General features: G+C 64.0%; 25 protein-coding genes and 1 other RNA gene. 16 read left to right on the forward strand and 10 right to left on the reverse strand.

The window, feature by feature from the left end; translation table 11 throughout:
* Positions 1-141, forward strand: a 141-nt coding sequence (locus tag GC148_RS14275; protein ID WP_291069145.1) for an integrase core domain-containing protein, incomplete at its 5' end; no start/stop codon positions are given.
* Here the strand turns inward: GC148_RS14275 and GC148_RS14280 are convergent.
* Positions 138-809 carry a hypothetical protein gene (locus tag GC148_RS14280; protein ID WP_291071753.1) on the reverse strand — a complete coding sequence of 224 codons (672 nt, stop codon included), beginning with the start codon at positions 807-809 and terminating at the stop codon, positions 138-140. The genes GC148_RS14275 and GC148_RS14280 overlap by 4 nt on opposite strands.
* A gap of 161 nt (positions 810-970) precedes the next feature.
* On the opposite strand from GC148_RS14280, the gene GC148_RS14285 reads away from it, so the two are divergent.
* Both GC148_RS14285 and GC148_RS14290 read left to right on the forward strand, forming a co-directional pair.
* Complete coding sequence (locus tag GC148_RS14285; protein WP_291071754.1) at positions 971-1,501, forward strand: dihydrofolate reductase; 531 nt, start codon at positions 971-973, stop codon at positions 1,499-1,501.
* A gap of 80 nt (positions 1,502-1,581) precedes the next feature.
* A complete protein-coding gene (locus GC148_RS14290; protein WP_291071756.1) occupies positions 1,582-2,487 on the forward strand; it encodes an SMP-30/gluconolactonase/LRE family protein in 906 nt (301 codons plus the stop codon).
* A gap of 111 nt (positions 2,488-2,598) precedes the next feature.
* On the opposite strand, the gene GC148_RS14295 is transcribed toward GC148_RS14290, so the two are convergent.
* The 3 genes from GC148_RS14295 to GC148_RS14305 form a co-directional block, all read right to left on the reverse strand.
* Positions 2,599-3,279 (reverse strand): hypothetical protein, encoded by a 681-nt coding sequence (locus GC148_RS14295; protein WP_291071758.1) that lies wholly within the window; start codon positions 3,277-3,279, stop codon positions 2,599-2,601.
* 72 nt (positions 3,280-3,351) lie between these two features.
* Positions 3,352-3,543, reverse strand: a complete 192-nt coding sequence (locus tag GC148_RS14300) for a hypothetical protein (RefSeq protein WP_291071760.1) — start codon at positions 3,541-3,543, stop codon at positions 3,352-3,354.
* Positions 3,544-3,672: 129 nt separating this feature from the next.
* On the reverse strand, positions 3,673-4,869 hold the full coding sequence (locus tag GC148_RS14305; protein ID WP_291071762.1) for an Mrp/NBP35 family ATP-binding protein: 1,197 nt from the start codon (positions 4,867-4,869) through the stop codon (positions 3,673-3,675).
* Between the two features lie 178 nt (positions 4,870-5,047).
* Between GC148_RS14305 and hflK the strand changes: the two genes are divergently transcribed.
* From hflK to GC148_RS14355, 10 genes are all read left to right on the forward strand, one after another.
* Positions 5,048-6,220, forward strand: coding sequence for an FtsH protease activity modulator HflK (gene hflK, locus GC148_RS14310; protein WP_291071763.1), 1,173 nt, complete (start codon positions 5,048-5,050; stop codon positions 6,218-6,220).
* Positions 6,220-7,119, forward strand: coding sequence for a protease modulator HflC (locus GC148_RS14315; protein ID WP_291071765.1), 900 nt, complete (start codon positions 6,220-6,222; stop codon positions 7,117-7,119). The genes hflK and GC148_RS14315 overlap by 1 nt, the downstream gene beginning before the upstream one ends.
* A 168-nt stretch (positions 7,120-7,287) precedes the next feature.
* On the forward strand, positions 7,288-8,727 hold the full coding sequence (locus tag GC148_RS14320) for a Do family serine endopeptidase (RefSeq protein WP_291071767.1): 1,440 nt from the start codon (positions 7,288-7,290) through the stop codon (positions 8,725-8,727).
* Between the two features lie 52 nt (positions 8,728-8,779).
* The gene (locus tag GC148_RS14325; protein WP_291071769.1) at positions 8,780-9,157 is read left to right on the forward strand and encodes a metalloregulator ArsR/SmtB family transcription factor; all 378 of its coding nucleotides are present in this window, start codon (positions 8,780-8,782) and stop codon (positions 9,155-9,157) included.
* Positions 9,154-10,191, forward strand: a complete 1,038-nt coding sequence (gene arsB / locus GC148_RS14330; RefSeq protein WP_291071771.1) for an ACR3 family arsenite efflux transporter — start codon at positions 9,154-9,156, stop codon at positions 10,189-10,191. Before GC148_RS14325 ends, arsB begins: the two co-directional genes overlap by 4 nt.
* Positions 10,188-10,613 carry an arsenate reductase ArsC gene (locus GC148_RS14335; protein WP_291071773.1) on the forward strand — a complete coding sequence of 142 codons (426 nt, stop codon included), beginning with the start codon at positions 10,188-10,190 and terminating at the stop codon, positions 10,611-10,613. The genes arsB and GC148_RS14335 overlap by 4 nt, the downstream gene beginning before the upstream one ends.
* Before the next feature lies 1 nt (position 10,614).
* On the forward strand, positions 10,615-11,016 hold the full coding sequence (locus tag GC148_RS14340; protein ID WP_291071775.1) for an OsmC family protein: 402 nt from the start codon (positions 10,615-10,617) through the stop codon (positions 11,014-11,016).
* A 252-nt stretch (positions 11,017-11,268) separates the two neighbouring features.
* Positions 11,269-12,258, forward strand: coding sequence for a calcium/sodium antiporter (locus tag GC148_RS14345; RefSeq protein WP_291071777.1), 990 nt, complete (start codon positions 11,269-11,271; stop codon positions 12,256-12,258).
* Positions 12,255-13,007, forward strand: a complete 753-nt coding sequence (locus GC148_RS14350; protein ID WP_291071779.1) for an SDR family oxidoreductase — start codon at positions 12,255-12,257, stop codon at positions 13,005-13,007. The genes GC148_RS14345 and GC148_RS14350 overlap by 4 nt, the downstream gene beginning before the upstream one ends.
* A gap of 9 nt (positions 13,008-13,016) precedes the next feature.
* A complete protein-coding gene (locus GC148_RS14355) occupies positions 13,017-14,033 on the forward strand; it encodes a beta-eliminating lyase-related protein (RefSeq protein WP_291071781.1) in 1,017 nt (338 codons plus the stop codon).
* On the opposite strand, the gene GC148_RS14360 is transcribed toward GC148_RS14355, so the two are convergent.
* From GC148_RS14360 to GC148_RS14370, 3 genes are all read right to left on the reverse strand, one after another.
* Positions 14,028-14,534, reverse strand: coding sequence for a hypothetical protein (locus GC148_RS14360; protein WP_291071783.1), 507 nt, complete (start codon positions 14,532-14,534; stop codon positions 14,028-14,030). The genes GC148_RS14355 and GC148_RS14360 overlap by 6 nt on opposite strands.
* A gap of 260 nt (positions 14,535-14,794) precedes the next feature.
* An RNA gene (rnpB, locus tag GC148_RS14365) (RNase P RNA component class A) lies at positions 14,795-15,169 on the reverse strand.
* 56 nt (positions 15,170-15,225) lie between these two features.
* The gene (locus GC148_RS14370) at positions 15,226-15,516 is read right to left on the reverse strand and encodes a hypothetical protein (RefSeq protein WP_291071785.1); all 291 of its coding nucleotides are present in this window, start codon (positions 15,514-15,516) and stop codon (positions 15,226-15,228) included.
* 391 nt (positions 15,517-15,907) lie between these two features.
* Between GC148_RS14370 and GC148_RS14375 the strand changes: the two genes are divergently transcribed.
* The gene (locus tag GC148_RS14375; protein WP_291071787.1) at positions 15,908-16,798 is read left to right on the forward strand and encodes a YhjD/YihY/BrkB family envelope integrity protein; all 891 of its coding nucleotides are present in this window, start codon (positions 15,908-15,910) and stop codon (positions 16,796-16,798) included.
* Here the strand turns inward: GC148_RS14375 and GC148_RS14380 are convergent.
* The 3 genes from GC148_RS14380 to GC148_RS14390 all read right to left on the reverse strand — a co-directional run bounded on the left by GC148_RS14380 (position 16,759) and on the right by GC148_RS14390 (position 19,326).
* Positions 16,759-17,490, reverse strand: coding sequence for an N-acetylmuramoyl-L-alanine amidase (locus tag GC148_RS14380; protein WP_291071789.1), 732 nt, complete (start codon positions 17,488-17,490; stop codon positions 16,759-16,761). The genes GC148_RS14375 and GC148_RS14380 overlap by 40 nt on opposite strands.
* Complete coding sequence (locus tag GC148_RS14385; protein ID WP_291071791.1) at positions 17,490-18,392, reverse strand: DMT family transporter; 903 nt, start codon at positions 18,390-18,392, stop codon at positions 17,490-17,492. The genes GC148_RS14380 and GC148_RS14385 overlap by 1 nt, the downstream gene beginning before the upstream one ends.
* Positions 18,393-18,459: 67 nt before the next feature.
* Positions 18,460-19,326 (reverse strand): MBL fold metallo-hydrolase, encoded by an 867-nt coding sequence (locus GC148_RS14390; RefSeq protein WP_291071793.1) that lies wholly within the window; start codon positions 19,324-19,326, stop codon positions 18,460-18,462.
* Positions 19,327-19,402: 76 nt separating this feature from the next.
* Between GC148_RS14390 and GC148_RS14395 the strand changes: the two genes are divergently transcribed.
* Entirely contained in the window at positions 19,403-19,717 is a 315-nt protein-coding gene (locus tag GC148_RS14395) for a metalloregulator ArsR/SmtB family transcription factor (RefSeq protein WP_291071795.1), read from the forward strand.
* Between the two features lie 4 nt (positions 19,718-19,721).
* Positions 19,722-20,045 carry a rhodanese-like domain-containing protein gene (locus GC148_RS14400; protein ID WP_291071797.1) on the forward strand — a complete coding sequence of 108 codons (324 nt, stop codon included), beginning with the start codon at positions 19,722-19,724 and terminating at the stop codon, positions 20,043-20,045.
* The last annotated feature ends 2 nt before the right edge of the window (positions 20,046-20,047 follow it).

The following is a 20,047-nucleotide window of genomic DNA, read 5'->3' on the forward strand; positions in this document are numbered from 1 at the left end:
ACATCAGACCAGAGAGCCGCATGCCTCGATGACTGGACACATCGATACAACTTCCATCGACCCCATGGCGGCATTAAATATCAAACACCCATCAGTCGCCTCGCCCTCGCCGGGGACAACCTGTTGAGAGTCCACACCTAGGCGTCGGTCGGCGATGTCAGTCCCAGATTCTCGCGCCGCCGGATGATCGCGGACACGACCACCGCGCCCACCATCTTGCCGATCACGAACACGACCCAGTTCCACACATGCAGCGAATTGCCGGGCTCCAGCCCCAGCTGCATCTGCTTGGCTAGGTCGGCGCCATACAGGAACACCGTCGTATCCACCGGCGCCGCCAGCGCGCTCGACAACAGGATCCGTGTCGACAGGCGGTATTTGGAGAAGGTGAACAACAGCCAGTCCACGCCCTCCGAAATTGCGAACGCAATCCCGCTCGCCAGCGCAATCACCGGCCAGGCGTAGAAGAACGACCAGGACACCGCGATCGCCATCAGGATCAGCACCCGGTGGCCCATCTCGCGCTGTACGAAATCGCGCACGACAAACACCATGCCGGTCACGATCGTCATCGGGTGCAGCGAAACACCTTGCGAAAACAGGCTGTTCTGGCCGGGCGCCAGCACCTGGAACTCCGGAATCACCCCGAACGACCAGTTCAGGAACGGAATCACCATCACATAGATCATCGCCCAGACGCGGCCCTGCAGCAGCCAGATGGCCGAAAAGGTCAATCCGAGCGCGGCCAGCGCGGGAATCAGCAGACCGGGATGGCCGTTCGTCAGCACCGCGCCGATGTCAAAACCCATCCTCAGCCCCTTTAGTGTTCGCAAATGCAGCAATCGCTGCGCAATCTCCTTGCCCCGGAGTGGTTAACGGGAGCAAGACGCCCCACTTCACAACTTCAGAGTTAACCGCGCCGGGGACAGCGCCTAATTTGTCTGTCGTGAGGCAGCAGGGAGCCACGCCCATGATCGAACCCATCCGCCTCAGCCTCATCGTAGCCCAAGGTCGAAATAGAGTGATCGGTGCTGGCGGGCAATTGCCCTGGCGCCTGAAAGACGACATGGCCCATTTCAAGCGCACCACGATGGGCGCGCCGGTCATCATGGGCCGCAAGACCTGGGAAAGCCTGCCGAAGCGTCCACTGCCCGGCCGGCCGAATATCGTGATCAGCCGTGATTGGAACTATGACGCTGCCGAAGCGCGCGTCTATTCCAGCGTTTCGCCGGCCGTGAACGCCGCCAAGGCGATGGCCTTGCGCGAGGGCCGGAGCGAAGTCTTCGTCATCGGCGGCGCCGCCATCTATGAACTCGTCCTGCCCATCGCCGACCGCATCTACCTCACCGAAGTCGATGCCGCGCCGGAGGGGGACGTCTTCTTCCCCACGCTTGCGGCGGGCAGCTGGTCGGAAACCGCCAGCACCCGCTATGAAGCAGGCGACGGCAACGACCACGCCTTCACACTGCGCGTGCTCGACCACGTTACCGCGCCGGCCTGACTCCCCCTGCCGCTGCGGGAGCGATGGACGCTGCCCTGCACGCGGCGTAGCCTTCCGGAAAACCATCCCGGAGGAACATCATGGACTTTGAACTCGTCGCATCAGGTCTCGGCTTTCCCGAAGGCCCTGTTGTCATGGCCGATGGCAGCGTGCTCGTCGTGGAAATTCAGAAGGGCATCATCTCGCGCCACTGGAACGGCAAGTCCGAAACGGTCGCCGCGCCCGCCGGTGGCCCCAATGGTCTCGCCATCGGTCCGGACGGCGCGCTCTGGTGCTGCAACAATGGCGGCTTCAACTGGTCCAGCGTCGATGGCCTCCTGATCCCCGGCAACGCCGCCGACGATTATTCCGGCGGCCGGATCGAGCGCATCAACCTCTCCACCGGCAAGGTCGAGCGCGTGCTCGACACGGTCGGTGGCCACAAGCTCAAGGGGCCGAACGACCTCGTCTTCGACAAGGCTGGCAACCTCTATTTCACCGACCACGGAAAATCCTATTCCCGCCACCGCGACTATGGCGGCCTCTACTATCTGGCGAAGGGCGCCTCCGAAGCGAAGGAACTGGATTTCCACTACACTTCGCCCAACGGCGTCGGTCTCTCACCGGACGAGCAGACGGTCTACATGGCAGACACGATGACCGGCCGCATGTGGGCGTTTGACCTCGCCGCGCCCGGCGAGATCAAGCCCGCCACGCCGTTCAATGGCGGCCGCGTCGTCGCCACGATGCCCGGCCTGCAATATTTCGACAGTCTCGCCATGACGGCGGCCGGCAATGTTTGCGTCGCGACCATCCTCAATGGCGGCATCACGACCATCACCCCGCAAGGCGCGTTCAGCCACACGGCCTTCCCGGACTTGCTGGTCACCAACATCGCCTTCGGCGGCGCTGACATGAAAGACGCCTGGCTGACCCTCTCCAGCACCGGCCAGCTGGTCAAATGCCGCTGGCCCGAAGCCGGCCTCAAGCTGAACTTCAACGCCTGAGAAAAATCCGCGCCTCGCGGTGAAAGCCGGGAAGCAGAAACGAACAAACCCCGGCGCGCTGCCGGGGTTTGATTTTTGTGGCGGACTGCAGGCCCTGCGGACCCGAACCCTTCAAGGCGCGACGCAGGCGCCGGCGATCTGGCGATAGGGGCGGTTGCACTGCCATCCGTCGCCAGAGGAGTTGAGATGCGCGAACTTGGGCAGCACGATCTTGGCGCATGCATTGCCCTTGGGTGCATGCCCGCGTTCACACGCCCAGCCGGGGCCGGAGGCGCTGTCGGTCAGGTAGGCATTCTTCGGCAGCACGATGCGCAGGCACAGTCCGCGGTCGGCGCGGAAGCCGCGCTCGCAGGCCCAGCCCGGGCCGTAATTGGAATTGGTCAGGTAGCCGTTCGCCGGCACCTTGATCGGTGTACAGCTGCTGCCCGTGCGCGTGAAGCCCCGGTCACAGTCCCAGCGCGTTCCCGATCCGTCGAGATGCGCGTTTGCCGGCGTCGGCACGGCAACACAGGCCGGGCCGGCTCGGTCGAACCCGTAATTGCAGTCCCAGCCGGTGCCATAGGCGCCGCCGGTCAGGTGGGCATTGTCCGGCAACTCGATCAGGGCGCAGGCTCCTTGCGCTTCGCGGTAGCCTGCATCGCAGGTCCAGCCCGACCCATAGGCCTTGGCAACCGAGTTGGCAGGTGATCCGCTGGCGGAGGTTTTGGTTTGCGCCATCGCCGGGGTTGCCATCAGGCAGGCCGCGGCAAGCAGCAGGGCAGGCAGGCGGCAGAGCCGCGTCAGGTTGATCATCAGGTCTCCGGTGGCCCGTGTTCACATGGGCCGGGGGGGGGCGTGCGCAGTCGATCCGCACACGGAAATGGGTCAGGCCTTGTCGGCCGGGGCGCGCATGAATTGCATCACACGCGGCGCAGAGGGCGCCGCATAGCGCTTGCGCGGCGGCTCACCTGGCGGCGTCGCGACGACGGCCCTCACGGGCTCGGCGGCGACTTCGGCAGTCACTTGCGCCGTATCGTCTGAACGCAGCTCGATGTTCGTGGTGTTTTCGAGGGTCATGTCACGGCCTTTCCGGCGGACGGACACACGTGCCCTGGGCCCTGAAGATGCGCTTTCGGGAAACAACTTGCAAGGCTTTGATAATATTTATTTTTTTGTCAGGTATATTCCCTGTCGAATCAGGGCGGCCTAGTCCTCGAACACGATTTCCGGTGCCGGCCGTGTCACCATCTGGTCCAGCGCGATGGCCACCGAACGGGCGAGTTTCATGAAAATGTCCGCTGCTGGACTATCGCCCAGCGCCGCCGGCTTGCCCGCATCGCCCGCTTCGCGGATCGCCTGCAGCATCGGAATCTCCGCCAGCACCGGCAGGCCGAGCGCGGCGCCCATCTTGCGCGCGCCGCCTTCACCCATCAGGTAATGCCGCCCGCCAGCCGGATCCTCGAACCAGCTCATCGTCTCGACGATGCCGATCACCGGCACATGCGTCTTGGCAAACATCGCCGCGCCCCGGCGCACATCCGCCAGCGCCACTTCCTGCGGCGTCGTCACGATAAGCGCCGCCGTCACCGGCACTTTCTGCGCAATCGCGAGCTGTGCGTCGCCCGTGCCCGGCGGCGTGTCGATGATCAGGATGTCCAGCGGCTCGTCCTTCGTGCCCCATTCGGCATCGTTCAGCAGTTGCGTGATAGCCGACATCACGATCGGCCCGCGCCAGATCATCGGCGCGTCCGGGTCCGAAAGGTAACCGATCGACAGCGTCTTCATCCCGTGCGCGACCACAGGCAGCAGTTTCTTGCTGACCGAGGTGGCTGGCGACTGCTCCACCGTGTCCAGCATCGTGGGGATCGACGGTCCGTAAACGTCGCCGTCCAGCAGGCCGACCCGCATGCCGGCCTTGGCCATGGCTGCCGCCAGGTTCACCGCCACAGTCGACTTGCCCACGCCGCCCTTGGCGCTCGCCACCACAAGGATCCGGTCGATGCCCGGCACGGGCCGCATGGCCTGCGCCGGGGCAGGGGCGCCCTGCGTCATCGCCTCGTCCGACAGCCGCGCCCCCTTTGTGACCCGGCGCGGCGCCGGGGTCAGGTTCACCCCGCCTGCGGGCGGCGAAGGGGCGTGCGAATGTGAATGGCCACGCCCCGGCGCCCGTTCGGCGGTCAGCACGCTGCGCACGTCCGTAATGCCCGGAATTCGCTCGGCATAGTTTTCGGCCTCGATCCGGCGGTGTTCGGCCACATCGGCCCCGCTTTCGTCGGCCCGGATCACCAGCAGCGCCTTGCCGGCATCGTCCACCGTGACGGATTCCAGCCACGATGCCCCGCCCAGCGCCTCGGTAATAGCGGCGGCGAGCTTTTCGCGTGTCTTCTGCTTTGACCCAAACATTGCCGTGTAAGCCCGGTCCTTGAACAAGATAATGTGCCGACTACTCGCGCCGAGGGCGAAACAGCAAGCTTCTGGTGACGAAGATGCGTCATTTTCACCGCCGGAACAGGCCGATTCGACGTGCACACGTCGTCAGAGCCCCTATATAGGCACCACTCGAAGAATTCAGGAGGCGTCATTGCCCTGGGACGACAAGACAAAAGGCTCCGGCCCATGGGGCGGCGGCGGATCAGGTTCAGGCGGCGGCGGTGAGGGCGGTTCGCCCTGGAACCGGCCGACCGGAGGCGGCGGCTCCGGTAACGGAGGCGGCGGCGGCAAGGAACCGCCCGACCTCGAAGAACAGATGCGCCGGATGCAGGACCGTTTCCGCCAGCGCCGCGGCGGCGGTGGTGGCCGCAAGCGCGGTGGCGGCGGGGGCGGGGGCGCCCAGCTGCCCAACCTCGGCCCGCTCGGTTTCCTCGTCATCATCGGCGTCGTCATCCTGTCCTGGCTGTCGACCGGCGTGGTCGTCGTCGACCCGACCCAGCAGGCGGCCGTCTTCCGCTTCGGCAAATGGCAGACGAATTTCGGCCCTGGCCTTCACTTCCACCTGCCCACGCCCATCGAAAGCCATACGCTGATGCCGGTCGAGCGCCGGATCGAGACGCGCCTCGGCGGCACCAAGGAAGAAAGCCTGATGCTGACCCAGGACGAGAATATCGTCGACATCCAGTTCTCGGTGTTCTGGAAAGTCGATACCGCGAACCCGGAAAACTACCTGCTCAACGTGCGCGAGCCTTCGCTCGCGGTCGAAATGGTCGCCGAGTCCGTGATGCGCGAAGTCGTCGGCAAGACGAAACTGCAAAGCATCATCACGACCGAGCGCGACAAGGTCCAGCAGGAAGTCGCCGAGCAGACCCAGACGCTGCTCAACGAATACAATGCCGGCGTCGAGATCCTTTCGGTACAGATCGACAAGTCGGATCCCCCGCAGCAGGTCATCGAGGCGTTCAACGATGTGAACGTCGCCGAACAGGACGCCCAGACCCTGACCAACCAGGCCACCCAATTCGCCAACCAGATCGTGCCCCAGGCGCGTGGTACGGCGCAGCGCCTGTTGCAGGAAGCAGAAGCCTACCGCGACCGCGTCATCGCCGATGCCGGTGGTGAAGCGGCCCGCTTTGATCAGATTTTCGAAGAATACCGCAAGGCGCCGCGCGTGACGCGCGAGCGTATGTATCTCGAAACCATGGAACGTGTGCTCGGCAAGACCGACAAGATGATCCTTGACCAGAAATCCGGCGCCGTTCCGTACCTGCCGCTGGAGCGGACACGCCGGCCGGCCCCCGCCACGAATGGAGGAGACCAGTAATGCGCGCTTTCGGATGGCTCATCCTCATCCTGTCCGTGCTCGGACTGGTTGTGGCCTCGAACGTCTTCTTTGTTGTGCGTCAGTCGCAGCAGGCCATCGTGCTTGAAGTCGGCCGCCCTGTGCGGCTGATCAACGAGCCCGGCGGTCCGGACGAAGCCGGCCTTCACATGAAGATCCCGGTCTACCAGCAGGTCGAAATCATCGACAAGCGCAACCTCGGCCTCGATATCGAAGGTATCGAAGTGCTGGCATCCGACCAGCGCCGCCTGCGCGTTGATGCGTTCGTCCGCTGGCGGATCAACGACCCCTTGCGCTACTATCAGCGTTTCCGCACCGAGACGGCGGCCAGCGACCAGCTGAACCGCATCACCACCTCGGCGATCCGCGAAGTGCTCGGCGATGTGCCAGTTCCGGAAATCGTGTCCGGCCAGCGCGCCCAGCTGATGGGTCGCATCCGCAAGAGCGTCAATGACGGCCTCGCGGCGGACGGAGTCGACATCATCGACGTGCGCATCCGTCAGGCCGACCTGCCGACCGAAGTGGCCGAAGGCGTCTACAACCGTATGCGGACGGCCCGTCTGCAGGAAGCCCAGCGCATCCGTTCGGAAGGGGAGGAGCGGGCCCGCCTGATCCGCGCCCAGGCCGAACGCGAGAAGACCGTCATCGAGGCCCAGGCCCGCGAACAATCTTCGAAGATCCGCGGTGAAGGCGATGCCAAGGCTTCGGAAACCTATGCGGCCGCTTACAACAAGGACCCGGAATTCTTCCGCTTCCAGCGCGCGCTCATCGCCTGTGAAACGGCGATCCAGGAAGGCACGCAGGTCATCGTCGGTCCCGATGCGCTCGGCATCTGCGACCAGTTCTTCGACAGCGCCCGCTCGGCCGGAGCGCCGCGCTAGACTGGCTGGACGGCGGGCTCGCCCGCCGTCCCCGCCGCCGGCCTTCGGCGATCCGTCCGGATAGCACCCCGCACCGTCCGAACCGGTTGCGCTCAGCCCCCAAAGCGCCATAGTCAGACGGCATTCCACTGTTTCGGAATGCCGTAACTGACCGGAGCCTGCCTGCCCATGTCCCGCTTCGCCGCCCTGGCGCTCATCGTGTTTGCCCTGCCTGTCACGGGCCTTTCCACGCTTGTTGAAAGCTCTGCCCAGGCTGTACCGGTCAAGGAAACCCCAGCCAGTTTCCGCCAGCTGGCCAAACGCCTCATGCCGGCGGTCGTCAACATCTCCACCGAGACGGTCATCGCCTCGGCGATGCCGACCTTCCCGGAGGGCTCCCCGGCCGAGCGCTTCAATGAATATTTTGGCCGCGACAATGACGGGTTCCAGCGGCAGGGCTCGCTCGGCTCCGGTTTCGTGATCAGCGCTGATGGCTACATCGTCACCAACAATCACGTCATCGACAAGGCCGACACGATCCTGGTCACCTTTTCCGATGGCCGCGAAATGCAGGCGAAGCTTGTCGGGCGCGACCGCGATTCCGATCTCGCCGTGCTGAAAGTCACGTCGAAAACACCGCTCGCCTTCGTTCCGCTTGCGGACAGTGACAAGGCCGAAGTCGGCGAATGGGTCATCGCCATCGGCAACCCGCTCGGCTTTGGCGGTTCCGTTTCCGCCGGTATCATCTCCGCCACCGGCCGCGACCTCAATTCCGGGCGCGCCGACAACTATATCCAGACCGACGCAGCTATCAACCAGGGCAACTCGGGCGGGCCACTGTTCAATCTCGCCGGCGAGGTGGTGGGCGTGAACACCGCCATCATTTCCCAGTCCGGCGGCTCGATCGGTCTCGGATTCTCGGTGCCGTCGAACACGGTCAAGCGCATCTCGCAGCAATTGATCAAGGAAGGTCGCGTCCGCCGGCCCTGGCTCGGCGTCAACGTGCAGGATGCAGATGCCGCTCTGATCAAGGCCTATCGGGCCAAAGGTGTCAGCGGGGTCATTATTACACGGATCAGCGATGGCAGCCCGGCCGCCAAGGCCAAGCTCGAAGTCGGCGACCTGATCCTCACCATCGACGGCAAGTCGGTCGGCAGCGTCCGCGAGCTGACGCGCACGGTCTCCGAAAAAGCCGTCGGCAAGGCCATCTCGCTGTCCATCGTCCGCGACGGGCGCACGCGCGATGTCAGCGTCACGCTCGCCGAACTCAAGGATGATGATGCCGACGCCGCCAAGGTCGCCCCCGATAACGCCGCGAGCTCCAACGATCTTGGTGCGGAGCTTTCGCCCATCGACGACGACATGCGCCGGCGTTATTCGATCACCAAGGATATCTCCGGGGTCGTGGTCACATCGGTCAGCCCGCGCGGCCGCGCTTACAACAAGCTGCGCCGCGCCGATGTCATCGTCGAGGTGAACTTCCAGTCCGTCTCCTCGGTCACCGACACGCTCGCCAAGGTCAAGGCCGCCCTCGCCAATCCGAGCCAGCCGATCCTTATCCGCGTCAAGCGCCGCGGCGAAACCGGCGCCTGGTTCGACCAGTTCGTCTCGATCGAAATCCAGAAATAGACTGCAGGCCCGCCTCTTGACGGGCGCTCCATAATTCGACATTCTTTGAAATATGGAATCAATGCTCGCCATTGACCGTCTTTCGGCCCTGGCTCAGCCGGGCCGTCTGGCCGTGTTCCGCCTTCTCGTGGGCGCTGGTCCTGAAGGCATGGCCGCGGGCGAGATCGCGGCCGCTCTCGGCCTCGCGCCGAACACGCTCTCCGCACAACTCGCGATCCTGTCGCAGGCGGGCCTCATCGCCGGAACCCGCGAGGGCAGGATGATCCGGTACGCGGCTTCGACCGAGTCGATCCGTGATCTGATTTTATACCTGATGGAGGATTGCTGCGGCGGACACCCTGAAGTCTGTTTCCCTGTGCAACAGGCTGCGGCGCGCGCCGCCTGTTGCGCGCCTGCTGGGGCCAAGGTCCGGAAAGCCGCTCGCAATTGAGCCTGTTTGAAAAATACCTCTCTGTCTGGGTCGGCCTTGCCCTCATCCTCGGTCTCGCGCTCGGGCAGGTCTTTCCGTCCACGTTCGGCGCGCTGGCGGATATCGAGTATGCGAACGTCAATTTTGCCGTCGCCATCCTGATCTGGGCGATGGTCTGGCCGATGATGATCGGCGTCGAATTTGCCGGCATCCGCGGCGCGTTCGCGAAGCCCAAAGGTCTGCTGATCACGCTCGTAGTCAACTGGCTGGTCAAGCCCTTCTCGATGGCCTTGCTGGGTGTGCTTTTCTTCGAACATGTCTTCGCGGGATTCATCCCGGCGGGCGATGCCAAATCCTATATTGCAGGTCTTATCCTCCTCGGCGCTGCGCCCTGCACGGCCATGGTCTTTGTCTGGTCGCAGCTGACGAAAGGCGATCCGGCTTACACGCTTGCGCAAGTCGGTCTCAACGACGCCATCATGGTGTTTGCCTTTGCCCCGATCGTCGCATTGCTGCTCGGCGTCGCGGAAATTTCTGTGCCGTGGGAGACGCTCCTTCTTTCGGTCGTCCTGTATGTCGCCGTTCCTCTGGTAGCCGGCATCATTGCCCGCCGGGCGCTCCTGTCGAAAGGCGGGCAAGGCGCCGTTGAGGCCTTCATTGTCAGAATCAAGCCGGCATCCGTGATCGGCCTGCTCGCCACGGTTGTCCTGCTTTTCGGCTTTCAGGGCGGCGTGATCCTCGCCAATCCGCTGATCATCGCGTTGGTTGCCGTGCCGATCCTGATCCAGTCCTACGGAATCTTCGGGCTCGCCTATGCCGCCGCCTTCGCCTGGAAAGTCCCTCACCGGATTGCCGCGCCCTGCGCCCTCATCGGCACGTCGAACTTTTTCGAGCTCGCCGTCGCCGTCGCCATCAGCCTGTTTGGCTTGAATTCCGGCGCCGCCCTTGCCACCGTCGTCGGTGTGCTGGTCGAAGTGCCGGTGATGCTGTCGCTCGTTGCCTTCGCCAACCGCACACGCGCCAGATTTGCCGCGTTCGAGACGGAGCCTGCATGAAGATCCTCTTCCTCTGCGTCGCCAATTCCGCCCGCAGCCAGATGGCCGAGGGGCTTGCCCGGCAGCTGTCCGGTTCCGGGGCCGACGTCATGTCCGCCGGTTCCGCGCCGACGAAGCCCAACCCCTATGCCATCGAGGCGATGGGGGACCGGGGCATCGACATCACCGGCCATGCGTCGAAATCCTTCGACACGCTCGACGCGGCCGCTTTCGACTATGTCATCACCCTATGCGCCGAAGAAATCTGCCCCTGGCTGCCCGGCAAGACGCAGCGCCTACATTGGCCGATCGACGATCCGGCAAGTTCCGATCCCGACCTGACGCCAGAGAATTTCCGCCAGCGCTTTGTGCGGGCGCGCGACGAAATCGAAGCCCGTATCCGCGCCTTTCAAAGCGCTTTGGTCCAATCCGGAAACCCTTGAAATGCTTGAATACTCGGTCAGTGCCAGACGTGTGGACGCCCATGTCAGCGAGGCGCACGCCAAGGACGCCGTGCTGGTTCTCGATACCCATCTTGCGGGCCGGCGGGATGCGTTCAATCCGGCAGAGCTGTTTCTCGCCTCGATCGCAGCCTGCATCCTGAAAGGCATCGAGCGCGTTACACCGCTGTTGAAATTCAACCTTAGCGGTGTCGAAGTCCGCCTCCACGGAGAACGCCAGGATGCGCCGCCGAGGATGACCTCGGTGACGTACGAAATCATTGTCGATACGGACGAAACGGACCATCGGCTCGAGCTGTTGCACAAGAATGTCCGCAAGTTCGGAACCATCTCGAACACCGTCGCGGACTCGGTAGACCTCAAGGGAATAATTCGCCGGAAATGAGCCGGTTGGCCCTTCCGTAGCGGAAAATTGAGCCTGGTTTTGTGTGCGAACTGTCGGCTTAATTGCCGATTGGGCTCGCCAACGCCTTCGACGCAGGCTATGAGCGCCCCAATCGAGTTCTTTTTGCGGGCTGAGAGTCTAAAGTCATGATCCATCCTTCGCTGCTGGCCATTGCCGCCCTCGTTGTCGTGTTCGGCGTGCTCAACCTGATCGAGTTCAAGCGCCTCGACTGATTTTCCGGGGGCAGCCGCCATGCCCGATCCGATCCTGATCGCATCGCTTTTCGGCGGGTTAATCCTACTTGCACTCGGCGGCGATCTGCTCGTCCGCGGCGCTGTGCGTGTCGGCGACGCGATGGGCGCTTCGCCCCTCATCGCCGGCATGTTCATCGTCGGCCTCGGCACCTCGCTTCCGGAAATCCTCGTGTCGACCAATGCCGCCTTCTCCGGCAGTCCCGGTCTCGGCATCGGCAATATCGTCGGCTCAAGCATCGCGAACGTCTTCCTCGTCCTGGCGATCCCGGCGCTGATCCTTCCCATGACGGCCGGCGGACCGGGGCAGGGCCGCAACCTGTTCGCGATGTTGCTGGCCACGGCGCTGTGGATCGGCATGACGGCGATCCTGCCGCTGTCGCCGCTGATGGGCTTCTTCTTCCTCTGCATCCTGGTCGGCTATGCCGGTCTCAGTCTGTTTGCCGCGAGCCGCGACCATGCCGAAGGCAAACCGACCGGCTTGCGCGCGCATGAAGCCGAAGGCCCGCCGATGTGGCGTGCACTCATCTACGTTCCGGTCGGCGTTTTCGCTCTCGTCTACGCCTCTGGCCTGATTGTCTCCGGCGCGGAAGGACTCGCGCGCTCTGCCAATGTGCCTGAGGAGTATATCGGCCTCACGCTGCTTGCGGTCGGCACGTCGCTGCCGGAAATCGGCGCCTCGCTCGCGGCCGCGTTCCGCAAGCAGGGCGATGTACTCGTCGGCAATATTCTCGGTGCCAACATCATCAACATCCTCGGCGCCGGCGGCATCATCGCCCTCAGCGGCACCATCACCGTCGCACCGCTGTTCAAGACCTATGACCATTGGGTCATGGGACTTTCGGCGGCCGTGCTGGCGATCCTCATCGTCACGCGCGCGCGCATCGGCCGGTTGCTCGCGCTGCTGCTACTTCTTCTGTATGCGGTCTATATCTACGGGCTCGTGAATGGTGTGAACCTCCTTGCGCTGTATGAGGCGATCCGCGGATGAATCCAGGCGCGGCCCTTGTTACCGGTGGCGGCGCGCGCGTGGGCCGCGTCCTGGCCGAAGCGCTCGGCGCGGATGGCTGGGCCGTCTGCGTGCATTATCTTGGCTCGAAGGCCGGCGCCGAAGACACCGCCGGCGCCATCCGGAAGGCGGGTGGCCGCGCCGAAATCGTGCAGTGCGACCTGTCGGATGAAACCGCGCGCGGCGTGCTGGTTTCGGAGGCGGCCGAACGGCTCGGCCGTCCGCTGACGTTGCTCGTCAATTCGGCTTCGACCTTCGGCGAGGATTCTGCTGGCGATCATTCCCGTGCGGATTGGGACCATCATTTCGAGCCAAACCTGCGTGCGCCGGTTCACCTCGCGCAGCAGTTCGCCAAGGCACTTCCGGCGGGCGAGAAGGGCCTGATCGTCAATCTTATCGATCAGCGCGTCTGGAAACTGACCCCGCAATTCTTCACGTACACGCTGTCGAAAGCCGCGCTCTGGCAGGCGACGCAGACGCTTGCCCAGGCCCTTGCGCCGGATATCCGCGTCAACGGAATCGGGCCCGGACCAACCCTGAAGAGCGTGCATCAGACCGATGCGGACTTTGCTGCCGAGAAGGCCGCGACGCTGACCGGCGAAGGCTCCGCGCCCGAGGAAATCGTCCGTGCCCTGCGTTACCTGATTTCCGCCTGGAGCGTGACCGGCCAGATGATAGCCGCCGATGGCGGGCAACATCTGATGTGGCAAACGCCCGACACCCAGTTCTGAGGACACGCGTTGAACTTTGCATCCGACACGACTGCGCCGGCACATCCGCTTGTGATCGAAGCGATGAACCGCGTGAATACCGGCATCGCGCCGAGCTATGGCAGCGATGCGGTTACTGCGCGCCTTCGCGCACTTCTCGCCAATGTGCTCGAGACCGAGGATTTCGACTTCTGGATCACGGCGTCCGGAACGGCATCGAACGCGCTCGCGCTTTCCTGTTTCTGTCCGCCGACCGGAGCGGTGCTTTGCCATGAGGAAGCGCATATCGAACGCGACGAACGAGGCGCCGTGGAGTTCTTTTCCGGCGGCGGAAAGCTGCGCCTGTTGCCGGGGTTCGGCGCGAAGATCGATCCGCAGGCTTTAACGGCGGCGCTTGAATCCAACAAGCCGGACTTCGTGCATGAAACACCTATGCATGTTCTGTCCCTGACCAATCTGACCGAATGCGGAATGGTCTACCGGCCGGAAGAAATTTCGGCTTATGCCGAGCGTGCCAAAGCGGCCGGACTCTGGGTCCATGTCGACGGCGCGCGCTTTGCCAATGCGATTCTTGGAACCGGAAGCATGCCGGCGGCGATGAGCTGGCAGGCGGGCGTTGATGTCCTGAATCTCGGCCTCACCAAGACCGGCGCAGCGGGCTGCGAGATCATTCTCCTGTTCGGCGCCGCCCGGGAGAAGTTTCCGGAGTTGAAAGCGCGGGCCAAACGGTCCGGCCACATGCCGCCAAAAATGCGCTTTCTCGCGGCGCAGGCCGAAGCGATGTTGACCGGCAGTCTGTGGACGAAGCTGGCCGGCGACGCGAACCGGATGGCGCGCCGTCTGGCGGATGGATTCGAGGCAAAGGGATTCAAGCAGGCTTATCCGTGCGAGGGAAACGAGGTTTTCGTGATGCTGCCGTCGGAGATCAGCGCAAAGCTGAGGGCAGCGGGCGCGGTCTTCTACGATTGGCCGGGCGGTTCCTGCCGACTCATCTGCTCCTGGGAGACCGCGGAGACTGACGTCGACGCGCTGCTGGCGGTTCTATAAGTCCGTAGCCGGAGCAAGATTCGCGCCGATGCAGTGATCCAGGAAACCGAAGATCTTGCTGGTGTCCATCGGCAAGGTTTCGCGTCCATTCAGCAGGTTCTGGTGAAGGGCAAGCACAAACAAAGGTCCCGTGGCAGCGAGCGTTGCAGCGCGCAATTGTGCTGGATCTGAAGGCCCGCCCGGCGTGGCGGCGAGTTTGTCGCTGAAAGCGGTCAGGGATGGTTCCAGCATGAATTCGAGATAGACCTTGCCGACAATCCGGTCTGCCAGGCCTTCGACAAGCGCGAAGGCGTGCGAACGCGCAAACATGCCTTCCCGGAAGCTGAACTCAGTCAACTTGATGTATTCGGAAACGGCCGAGGTGACATCTTTTGCCGGCCGCCTGACCAGAGCCCAGACCTGTTCCGAGTTCGCGGCGATCTTCTTGATGATTTCGATCACGAGACCCTGCCGGTCGCCGAAATAGTGGCGAAGGGTGGGTTCGGATTGTTTGGCGGCCATCGCGAATTGCCGGAGCGAGGGGCGTTGCACGCCGCTGTTCAATGCAAAGTCAGTCAATGTGTCCAAGAGGGCGGCGCGTTTTACTTCGAAATCGTGGTTCCGGGCTCCGGACGGTCTAGGCATGCATTCACTCCGATCGAGTGGACAGGCAAGCATCTGGTGGGAGAATTGCCCAGATGAAGGCCTGCGGTCTTCAATTGAAACGACGCAGCAACCGGTGTGGTTAGCCGAAGCTTCGCACGTTCTTTGCTCGGTTGAAAGGGACCAGAAGGCCTGTAAGCCGGGTTCTGTTCGCCCCTTGCGGGGTCTGGCAGCCATTCCTCTGGGACACCCATTGCTGGATGCCTCGCGCGACACACCCGGGGTGCGGGCGTAAGACGGCCCAAATGCACCCCCTACTTGGTCTTGCTCCGGGCGGGGTTTGCCTTGCCAGCCCTGTTGCCAGACCTGCGGTGGGCTCTTACCCCACCCTTTCACCCTTACCTTTTGGCCGAAGCCGCGAGGCGGTTTGCTTTCTGTGGCACTTTCCCTCGGCTTGCGCCGGGCGGCCATTAGCCGTCGCCCTGTCTTTCTGGAGCCCGGACTTTCCTCCAGCACGCAGTTACCCGCGTACCAGCGGCTGCCCGGCCTTCTGGTCCTGCAAGTCATATAGGCGTTTGAGGTCTCGGGGGGAAGCATCGGATTTGAGGCGTCAGGACATGTCGGGCGCAGAGGCGAGCCGGCGGTTGAGTTGGTCGAGGGTGCGGGTGAAGCCGCACGGCGCGCGTGCATAGAGCCGCGGCGGAAGGGTCAGGGCGCGCAACGTGGCGCGGCCGGCCCGCACGCGGCGCGGCGCCGAAATGGGCGGCCGCAGTGCGCCGGATTCAGTGGGTGCAAGCGGCGCGAGCGGGAGGTCGCGGGCCATCATATGGATCAGCCGGCGGAGCAACGAGGCGAGCACGGCAAGACCGATCCAGACAGTGCGGCGCACATCCTTGGTCAAGCCGGCAGCATGCTAAAGGGCGAAGCCTTTCAGCGCGCGGTGGTGCAGCACGACATAGGTCCAGAGTTCGGGCAGGGACGGTCCGGCGGTCATTGGCCAAGCTCAACATCGCCCGTTCTCCCGCCGGATTGGCGGCGCGCGGAAAACTGGCCGGAGGCATCACCCTGGCGTCAAGAGGAAGAGGAGGAAGGGCTTGTGGGGGTGGCGACCGGGCAGGGATTGGCGCAGCAATCTGTTGCGGGCGCTGCAGATGGCGCAGGACCTGCAGGAAAGATGAGCGACCGGGCCGCGTACGGCCCACGTTAACAAAATTGTAAGTGCCCGGAAACTTCCTGTCGCTAAATGAAGGCACAAGCTGATTTCAACGCGACCTTTCCGGGCGCGCTGGAGCATGCGGAAGGGATGTCACCTGATGGAGAGCTGGCGCACAAACCTGCTCGTCCCGGTCCGGCGGGCCGTGATCCGCCTGTTCCGGCCCGATGTGCGCATCGTGACCGGCGGCATCGCCTTCTATGCGCTGTTTTCGATCTTTCCGCTGATCTACCTGACGCTGACCTTGCTGACGGTGTTCCTGCCCAGGGAGCTAGCCGCTCAGCTTGCGACACCGATCAGCAATTTCTTCACGCAGAATGTGGAGCCGCTGACGCGCGCCGAATTCGAGACCATCCAGAAGATGACCCCTGCCGGGCTCAGCCTTCGTGCGATCGTGGCCTTAATCCTTGTGCTGATCACCGCGAGCTCCGGCGCCAAGGCGGCGATCACGGGCATCCGGATGATCGCCGGCACGCAGTGGCGCTCGCGCTTTGCGCGGTTCCAGGGCGTGTCGCTGCTACTGACCGGCTCGCTGGTGATGATGGTCTGGTTGCTGGGCGCCCTGCAATTGACCGTTGCAGTGATGTCGCAGGGCGGCGCGGCGCCGATGGGCAAGTTTGCCGGCGAGATTGCCGCTTTGGCCGATACGTTGTGGATCTCCAAGGCTATCGGCGGTTTCGCGGTGTTCTACGTGATCCTCGTGCTGTCGCTGCGCGGGCATATCCAGAAAGGTACGCGGGCGATCGCGGCCGGAGCGGCGGCGGCGACGGTGGCCTTCATCTTCGTGACCTTCCTGTTCCAGCTCTACCTGAACTATTCCGTACTCGGAACGCTCTATGGCGCACTGGCGTCGGCCATCCTCGCCTTCATCTGGCTGTCGGCTTCGGTGAATTCGCTGTTGCTGGGCGCCGCGCTCGCAGCGGAATTCTCTCAGGCCTGGGGCGAAGAGGACGTCGAGGCGCCGGAATAGGCTTCCGCCACATGGGCGAGGCGGCGAAGGGTGCGCGCGTCGGCGAGGCCAGTGACGGCATCCGGCAGGAAGCGGCGCTGGAAGGCGCGCAGCGTGGCCGGAATGTCGGAGAGGTCATAGCCGATAGTGCCGAGCTGGCGGTTGAGGCCGCCGGGATCGCCGCCCATCCAGATACAGCCCGATCCGCCCGCTTCCTCCGGCCAGAGGCCGATGCCGGCGGCGGCAAGGCGCGGCCAGGGGAAATGTTCGCCCGGATCGATCTTGCGTTTCGGCGCGATGTCCGAATGCGCGACGACGCGGGTCTGCGGGATCGGATGGCGCGCGAGGACGGCTTTCGACAGTTCGATCACCGCCTCGATCTGGGCGTCCGGATAGGGGGGCAGCTTTCCGCCGGGCAGGGGAAAGTCGTGGCCACCATTGACGATCTCGATGCCGATGGAACGGGAGTTGAGATCATCATCCCCGTGCCAGGTGGACAGGCCCGAATGCCAGGCGCGGCGGGCTTCATCGACCAGCTGGCAGATGCGGCCATCTTCCCAGACCATGTAATGGGCGGAAACCTTCGCTTCGGGATCGCGCATCCGGTCAAGCGCGGCCTGGCCGGTTTCCATGCCGGTATAGTGCAGCACGAGGAGATCGACGGGATAGCGGCGCGCGTCGTGGTTGGGGCTGGGCGTCTGTTCGAGGCGCATCAGGAGTCTCCGGACGCCATCTTCTTCCCGAGGGCGGCTTCAGGCATCACGGTATTCCGGCGCGCGGCGATGAGGAAGACCCCGGCGAGCGAAACCGCGCCGCCGATGACGAGTTTCCAGGTGAACGGCTCGCCCAGCAGGGTGACGCCGAACAGGACGCCCCAGAGCGGCGTCATCAGGGTGAGCGGGGAAAGCATCGAGACTTCGTGGCGTTTGACCAGTGTGTAGAACGCTGAGTGAGCGAAGACAGAGACGCCAAGGATGGCGAACAGGCTGGCGAGCCAGACGGGCCAGCCGCCGCCCGCATAGGCGCTGAACTGGCCGGTTTCCAGAATCAAGGAGATGGCGAAGAGGGGCGCGAAGCTGAACAGGCCGACCCAGGCTTGCAGGTTCAGCGCGCCCATCGGGGCCATGCGCTTCATCACGATGCCGCCGGCCGAACCGAGGACGGCGGCGAGGAAAACGAGGAAGAGGCCATAGGAGAGGCTGAACGAGTTCGGGTCGAAGGCGATGACGACCACGCCGGCGAAGGCGAGGGCGATGCCGAGGCCGCGGCGCCAGCGGATCTTCTCGCCGAGGAAGACCATGCTCATGATCGTCGACATCGGCACGCCGAGCTGGCCGGTGACAGCCGCGGCAGAGACATCCGCATTGGCGAGGCCGACGAACAGCAGGCCGAAGTTCAGGCAGCCGATCAGCATCGAGATGATGAAGAGGGTGAAGAGATTCTTCGGAACCGGCCGCAGGAAGGGGATCAGGAAGGCGGCCACGCCGAGGAAACGCACGGCGGCGAAGAAAAGCGGCGGCACATGGAAGTCCGAGACCACCCAGCGGGTCATCACAAGGTTCACGCCCCAGACGAAGCAGACGAGAAAGAGCAGGCCGAAGTCGCGTAAGGGCATCGGCCCGCCCTATCAGTCTTTTTCCGGCCCGTGCAGGGGGGACGCGGGGTGAACTTTTGTGACCAAATCAGACAGAGCCGAGGCGGTTCACCGGCAGCTTGAGGTAAACCTGTCCGTCCGCTTCGGCCGGCGGCAGGGCGCCGGCGCGGATATTCACCTGCAACGAGGGCAGGATGAGGCGCGGGGCGGCGAGCGTGCGGTCGCGGGCATCGCGCAGCGCGACGAAGTCGTCTTCGCTGACGCCGTCATGGATGTGGACGTTGCGGGCGCGCTCCTCGGCGACGGTGGTCTCCCACAGGAAATGATCGCGTCCGGCGGGCAAGTAGTCGTGACCGACGAAGATGCGGGTTTCCGGCGGAAGGGCGAGGATTTTCCGGATCGAGCGGTACAGCGTGGCCGAATCGCCGCCGGGGAAGTCCGCGCGGGCGGTGCCATAGTCCGGCATGAACAGCGTGTCGCCGACGAAGGCCATGTCGTCGATCAGGTAGGTGACGCAGGCCGGCGTGTGGCCGGGCGTGTGGAGCACACGGATCATGAGCTGGCCGAGCGGGAGCGTATCGCCGTCTTTGAGTAGCAGGTCGAAAACGTGGCCGTCCGGATGGTCGGGCGCAGCGCCGAAGAGCGGCAGGAAAGCTTTCTGGACATGGGTGATGTGAGCGCCGATGCCGATCTTCGCGCCGGTCTGGCGGCGCAGGTAGTCCGCGCCGGACAGGTGGTCTGCATGGGCGTGGGTGTCGAGGATCCAGTCGATACGCAGATCGAGCTCAGCGGCCGCCGCGATGACGGCATCGGCGGAGGCTGTGCCGAGGCGCGCGCCGTTGGGATCGAAATCGAGGATCGGGTCGATCACCGCAGCGGCGCGGGTCGAGGGGTCCCAGACCAGGTAGGTCACCGTATTGGTGGCCGCATCGAAAAAGGCTTTGAGGTTCGCCATGGGGCGTCTCCTTCATGTTGTCTGCTTTCTATATATTAGGTATTGTTAAATTAGCAAGAACTAATATATTGAGCCTATGACGACACAGACCCTTGATCCTGAGTTGTTCCGCGAACGCGCCGGTGATGCCGCAAGGCTGCTGCGCGTGATGTCGAACGAACACCGCCTGCTGATCCTTTGCCGGCTCGGCGAGGGGGAATTGTCGGCGGGCGAATTGCTGGCGCAGACCCCGCTGTCGCAATCGGCCTTGTCACAGCACCTGGCCGTACTGCGCGAAGACGGGCTCGTCGCCACGCGGCGGGCCGGGCTGAACATCTTCTACCGGATCGCGGACCCCGCCGCGCTCCGTATCATCAACACGCTGGCAGACATCTTCTGCCCGGAGACCTGAAACCATGAGTACACTGACGAAAATCAAGGCGGCCGATGTGGCCGCAGGCCTGAAGGCCGGACGCCTCCACCTGATCGACATCCGCGAGCCGGATGAACATACGCGCGAGCATATTCCCGGCGCCGTGCTGCTGCCGCTGTCGCGGCTGGAAGAGGCCGATGTCAAACTTGAAGCCGGCCGCACGGCGGTGTTCCACTGCAAGTCCGGCATGCGCACCGAGATGAATTGCGAGCGGCTGGCCGCGCGCGTGGCCGGCGATGCGCTGATCCTCGAAGGCGGACTGGAAGCCTGGAAACAGGCCGGACTGCCTGTGGCGAAAGGCGCCTGAGG

This window comes from Hyphomonas sp., from assembly GCF_016125515.1.
Classification (GTDB): Bacteria; Pseudomonadota; Alphaproteobacteria; order Caulobacterales; family Hyphomonadaceae; genus Hyphomonas.

Coding starts and splice junctions, on each gene's coding strand:
- GC148_RS14280 (WP_291071753.1), bottom strand. CDS start 809: ATGGGTTTTGACATCGGCGCGGTGCTGACGAACGGCCATCCCGGTCTG.
- GC148_RS14285 (WP_291071754.1), top strand. CDS start 971: ATGATCGAACCCATCCGCCTCAGCCTCATCGTAGCCCAAGGTCGAAAT.
- GC148_RS14290 (WP_291071756.1), top strand. CDS start 1,582: ATGGACTTTGAACTCGTCGCATCAGGTCTCGGCTTTCCCGAAGGCCCT.
- GC148_RS14295 (WP_291071758.1), bottom strand. CDS start 3,279: ATGATCAACCTGACGCGGCTCTGCCGCCTGCCTGCCCTGCTGCTTGCC.
- GC148_RS14300 (WP_291071760.1), bottom strand. CDS start 3,543: ATGACCCTCGAAAACACCACGAACATCGAGCTGCGTTCAGACGATACG.
- GC148_RS14305 (WP_291071762.1), bottom strand. CDS start 4,869: ATGTTTGGGTCAAAGCAGAAGACACGCGAAAAGCTCGCCGCCGCTATT.
- GC148_RS14315 (WP_291071765.1), top strand. CDS start 6,220: ATGCGCGCTTTCGGATGGCTCATCCTCATCCTGTCCGTGCTCGGACTG.
- GC148_RS14320 (WP_291071767.1), top strand. CDS start 7,288: ATGTCCCGCTTCGCCGCCCTGGCGCTCATCGTGTTTGCCCTGCCTGTC.
- GC148_RS14325 (WP_291071769.1), top strand. CDS start 8,780: ATGGAATCAATGCTCGCCATTGACCGTCTTTCGGCCCTGGCTCAGCCG.
- GC148_RS14335 (WP_291071773.1), top strand. CDS start 10,188: ATGAAGATCCTCTTCCTCTGCGTCGCCAATTCCGCCCGCAGCCAGATG.
- GC148_RS14340 (WP_291071775.1), top strand. CDS start 10,615: ATGCTTGAATACTCGGTCAGTGCCAGACGTGTGGACGCCCATGTCAGC.
- GC148_RS14345 (WP_291071777.1), top strand. CDS start 11,269: ATGCCCGATCCGATCCTGATCGCATCGCTTTTCGGCGGGTTAATCCTA.
- GC148_RS14350 (WP_291071779.1), top strand. CDS start 12,255: ATGAATCCAGGCGCGGCCCTTGTTACCGGTGGCGGCGCGCGCGTGGGC.
- GC148_RS14360 (WP_291071783.1), bottom strand. CDS start 14,534: ATGGCCGCCAAACAATCCGAACCCACCCTTCGCCACTATTTCGGCGAC.
- GC148_RS14375 (WP_291071787.1), top strand. CDS start 15,908: ATGCGGAAGGGATGTCACCTGATGGAGAGCTGGCGCACAAACCTGCTC.
- GC148_RS14380 (WP_291071789.1), bottom strand. CDS start 17,490: ATGCGCCTCGAACAGACGCCCAGCCCCAACCACGACGCGCGCCGCTAT.
- GC148_RS14385 (WP_291071791.1), bottom strand. CDS start 18,392: ATGCCCTTACGCGACTTCGGCCTGCTCTTTCTCGTCTGCTTCGTCTGG.
- GC148_RS14390 (WP_291071793.1), bottom strand. CDS start 19,326: ATGGCGAACCTCAAAGCCTTTTTCGATGCGGCCACCAATACGGTGACC.
- GC148_RS14395 (WP_291071795.1), top strand. CDS start 19,403: ATGACGACACAGACCCTTGATCCTGAGTTGTTCCGCGAACGCGCCGGT.
- GC148_RS14400 (WP_291071797.1), top strand. CDS start 19,722: ATGAGTACACTGACGAAAATCAAGGCGGCCGATGTGGCCGCAGGCCTG.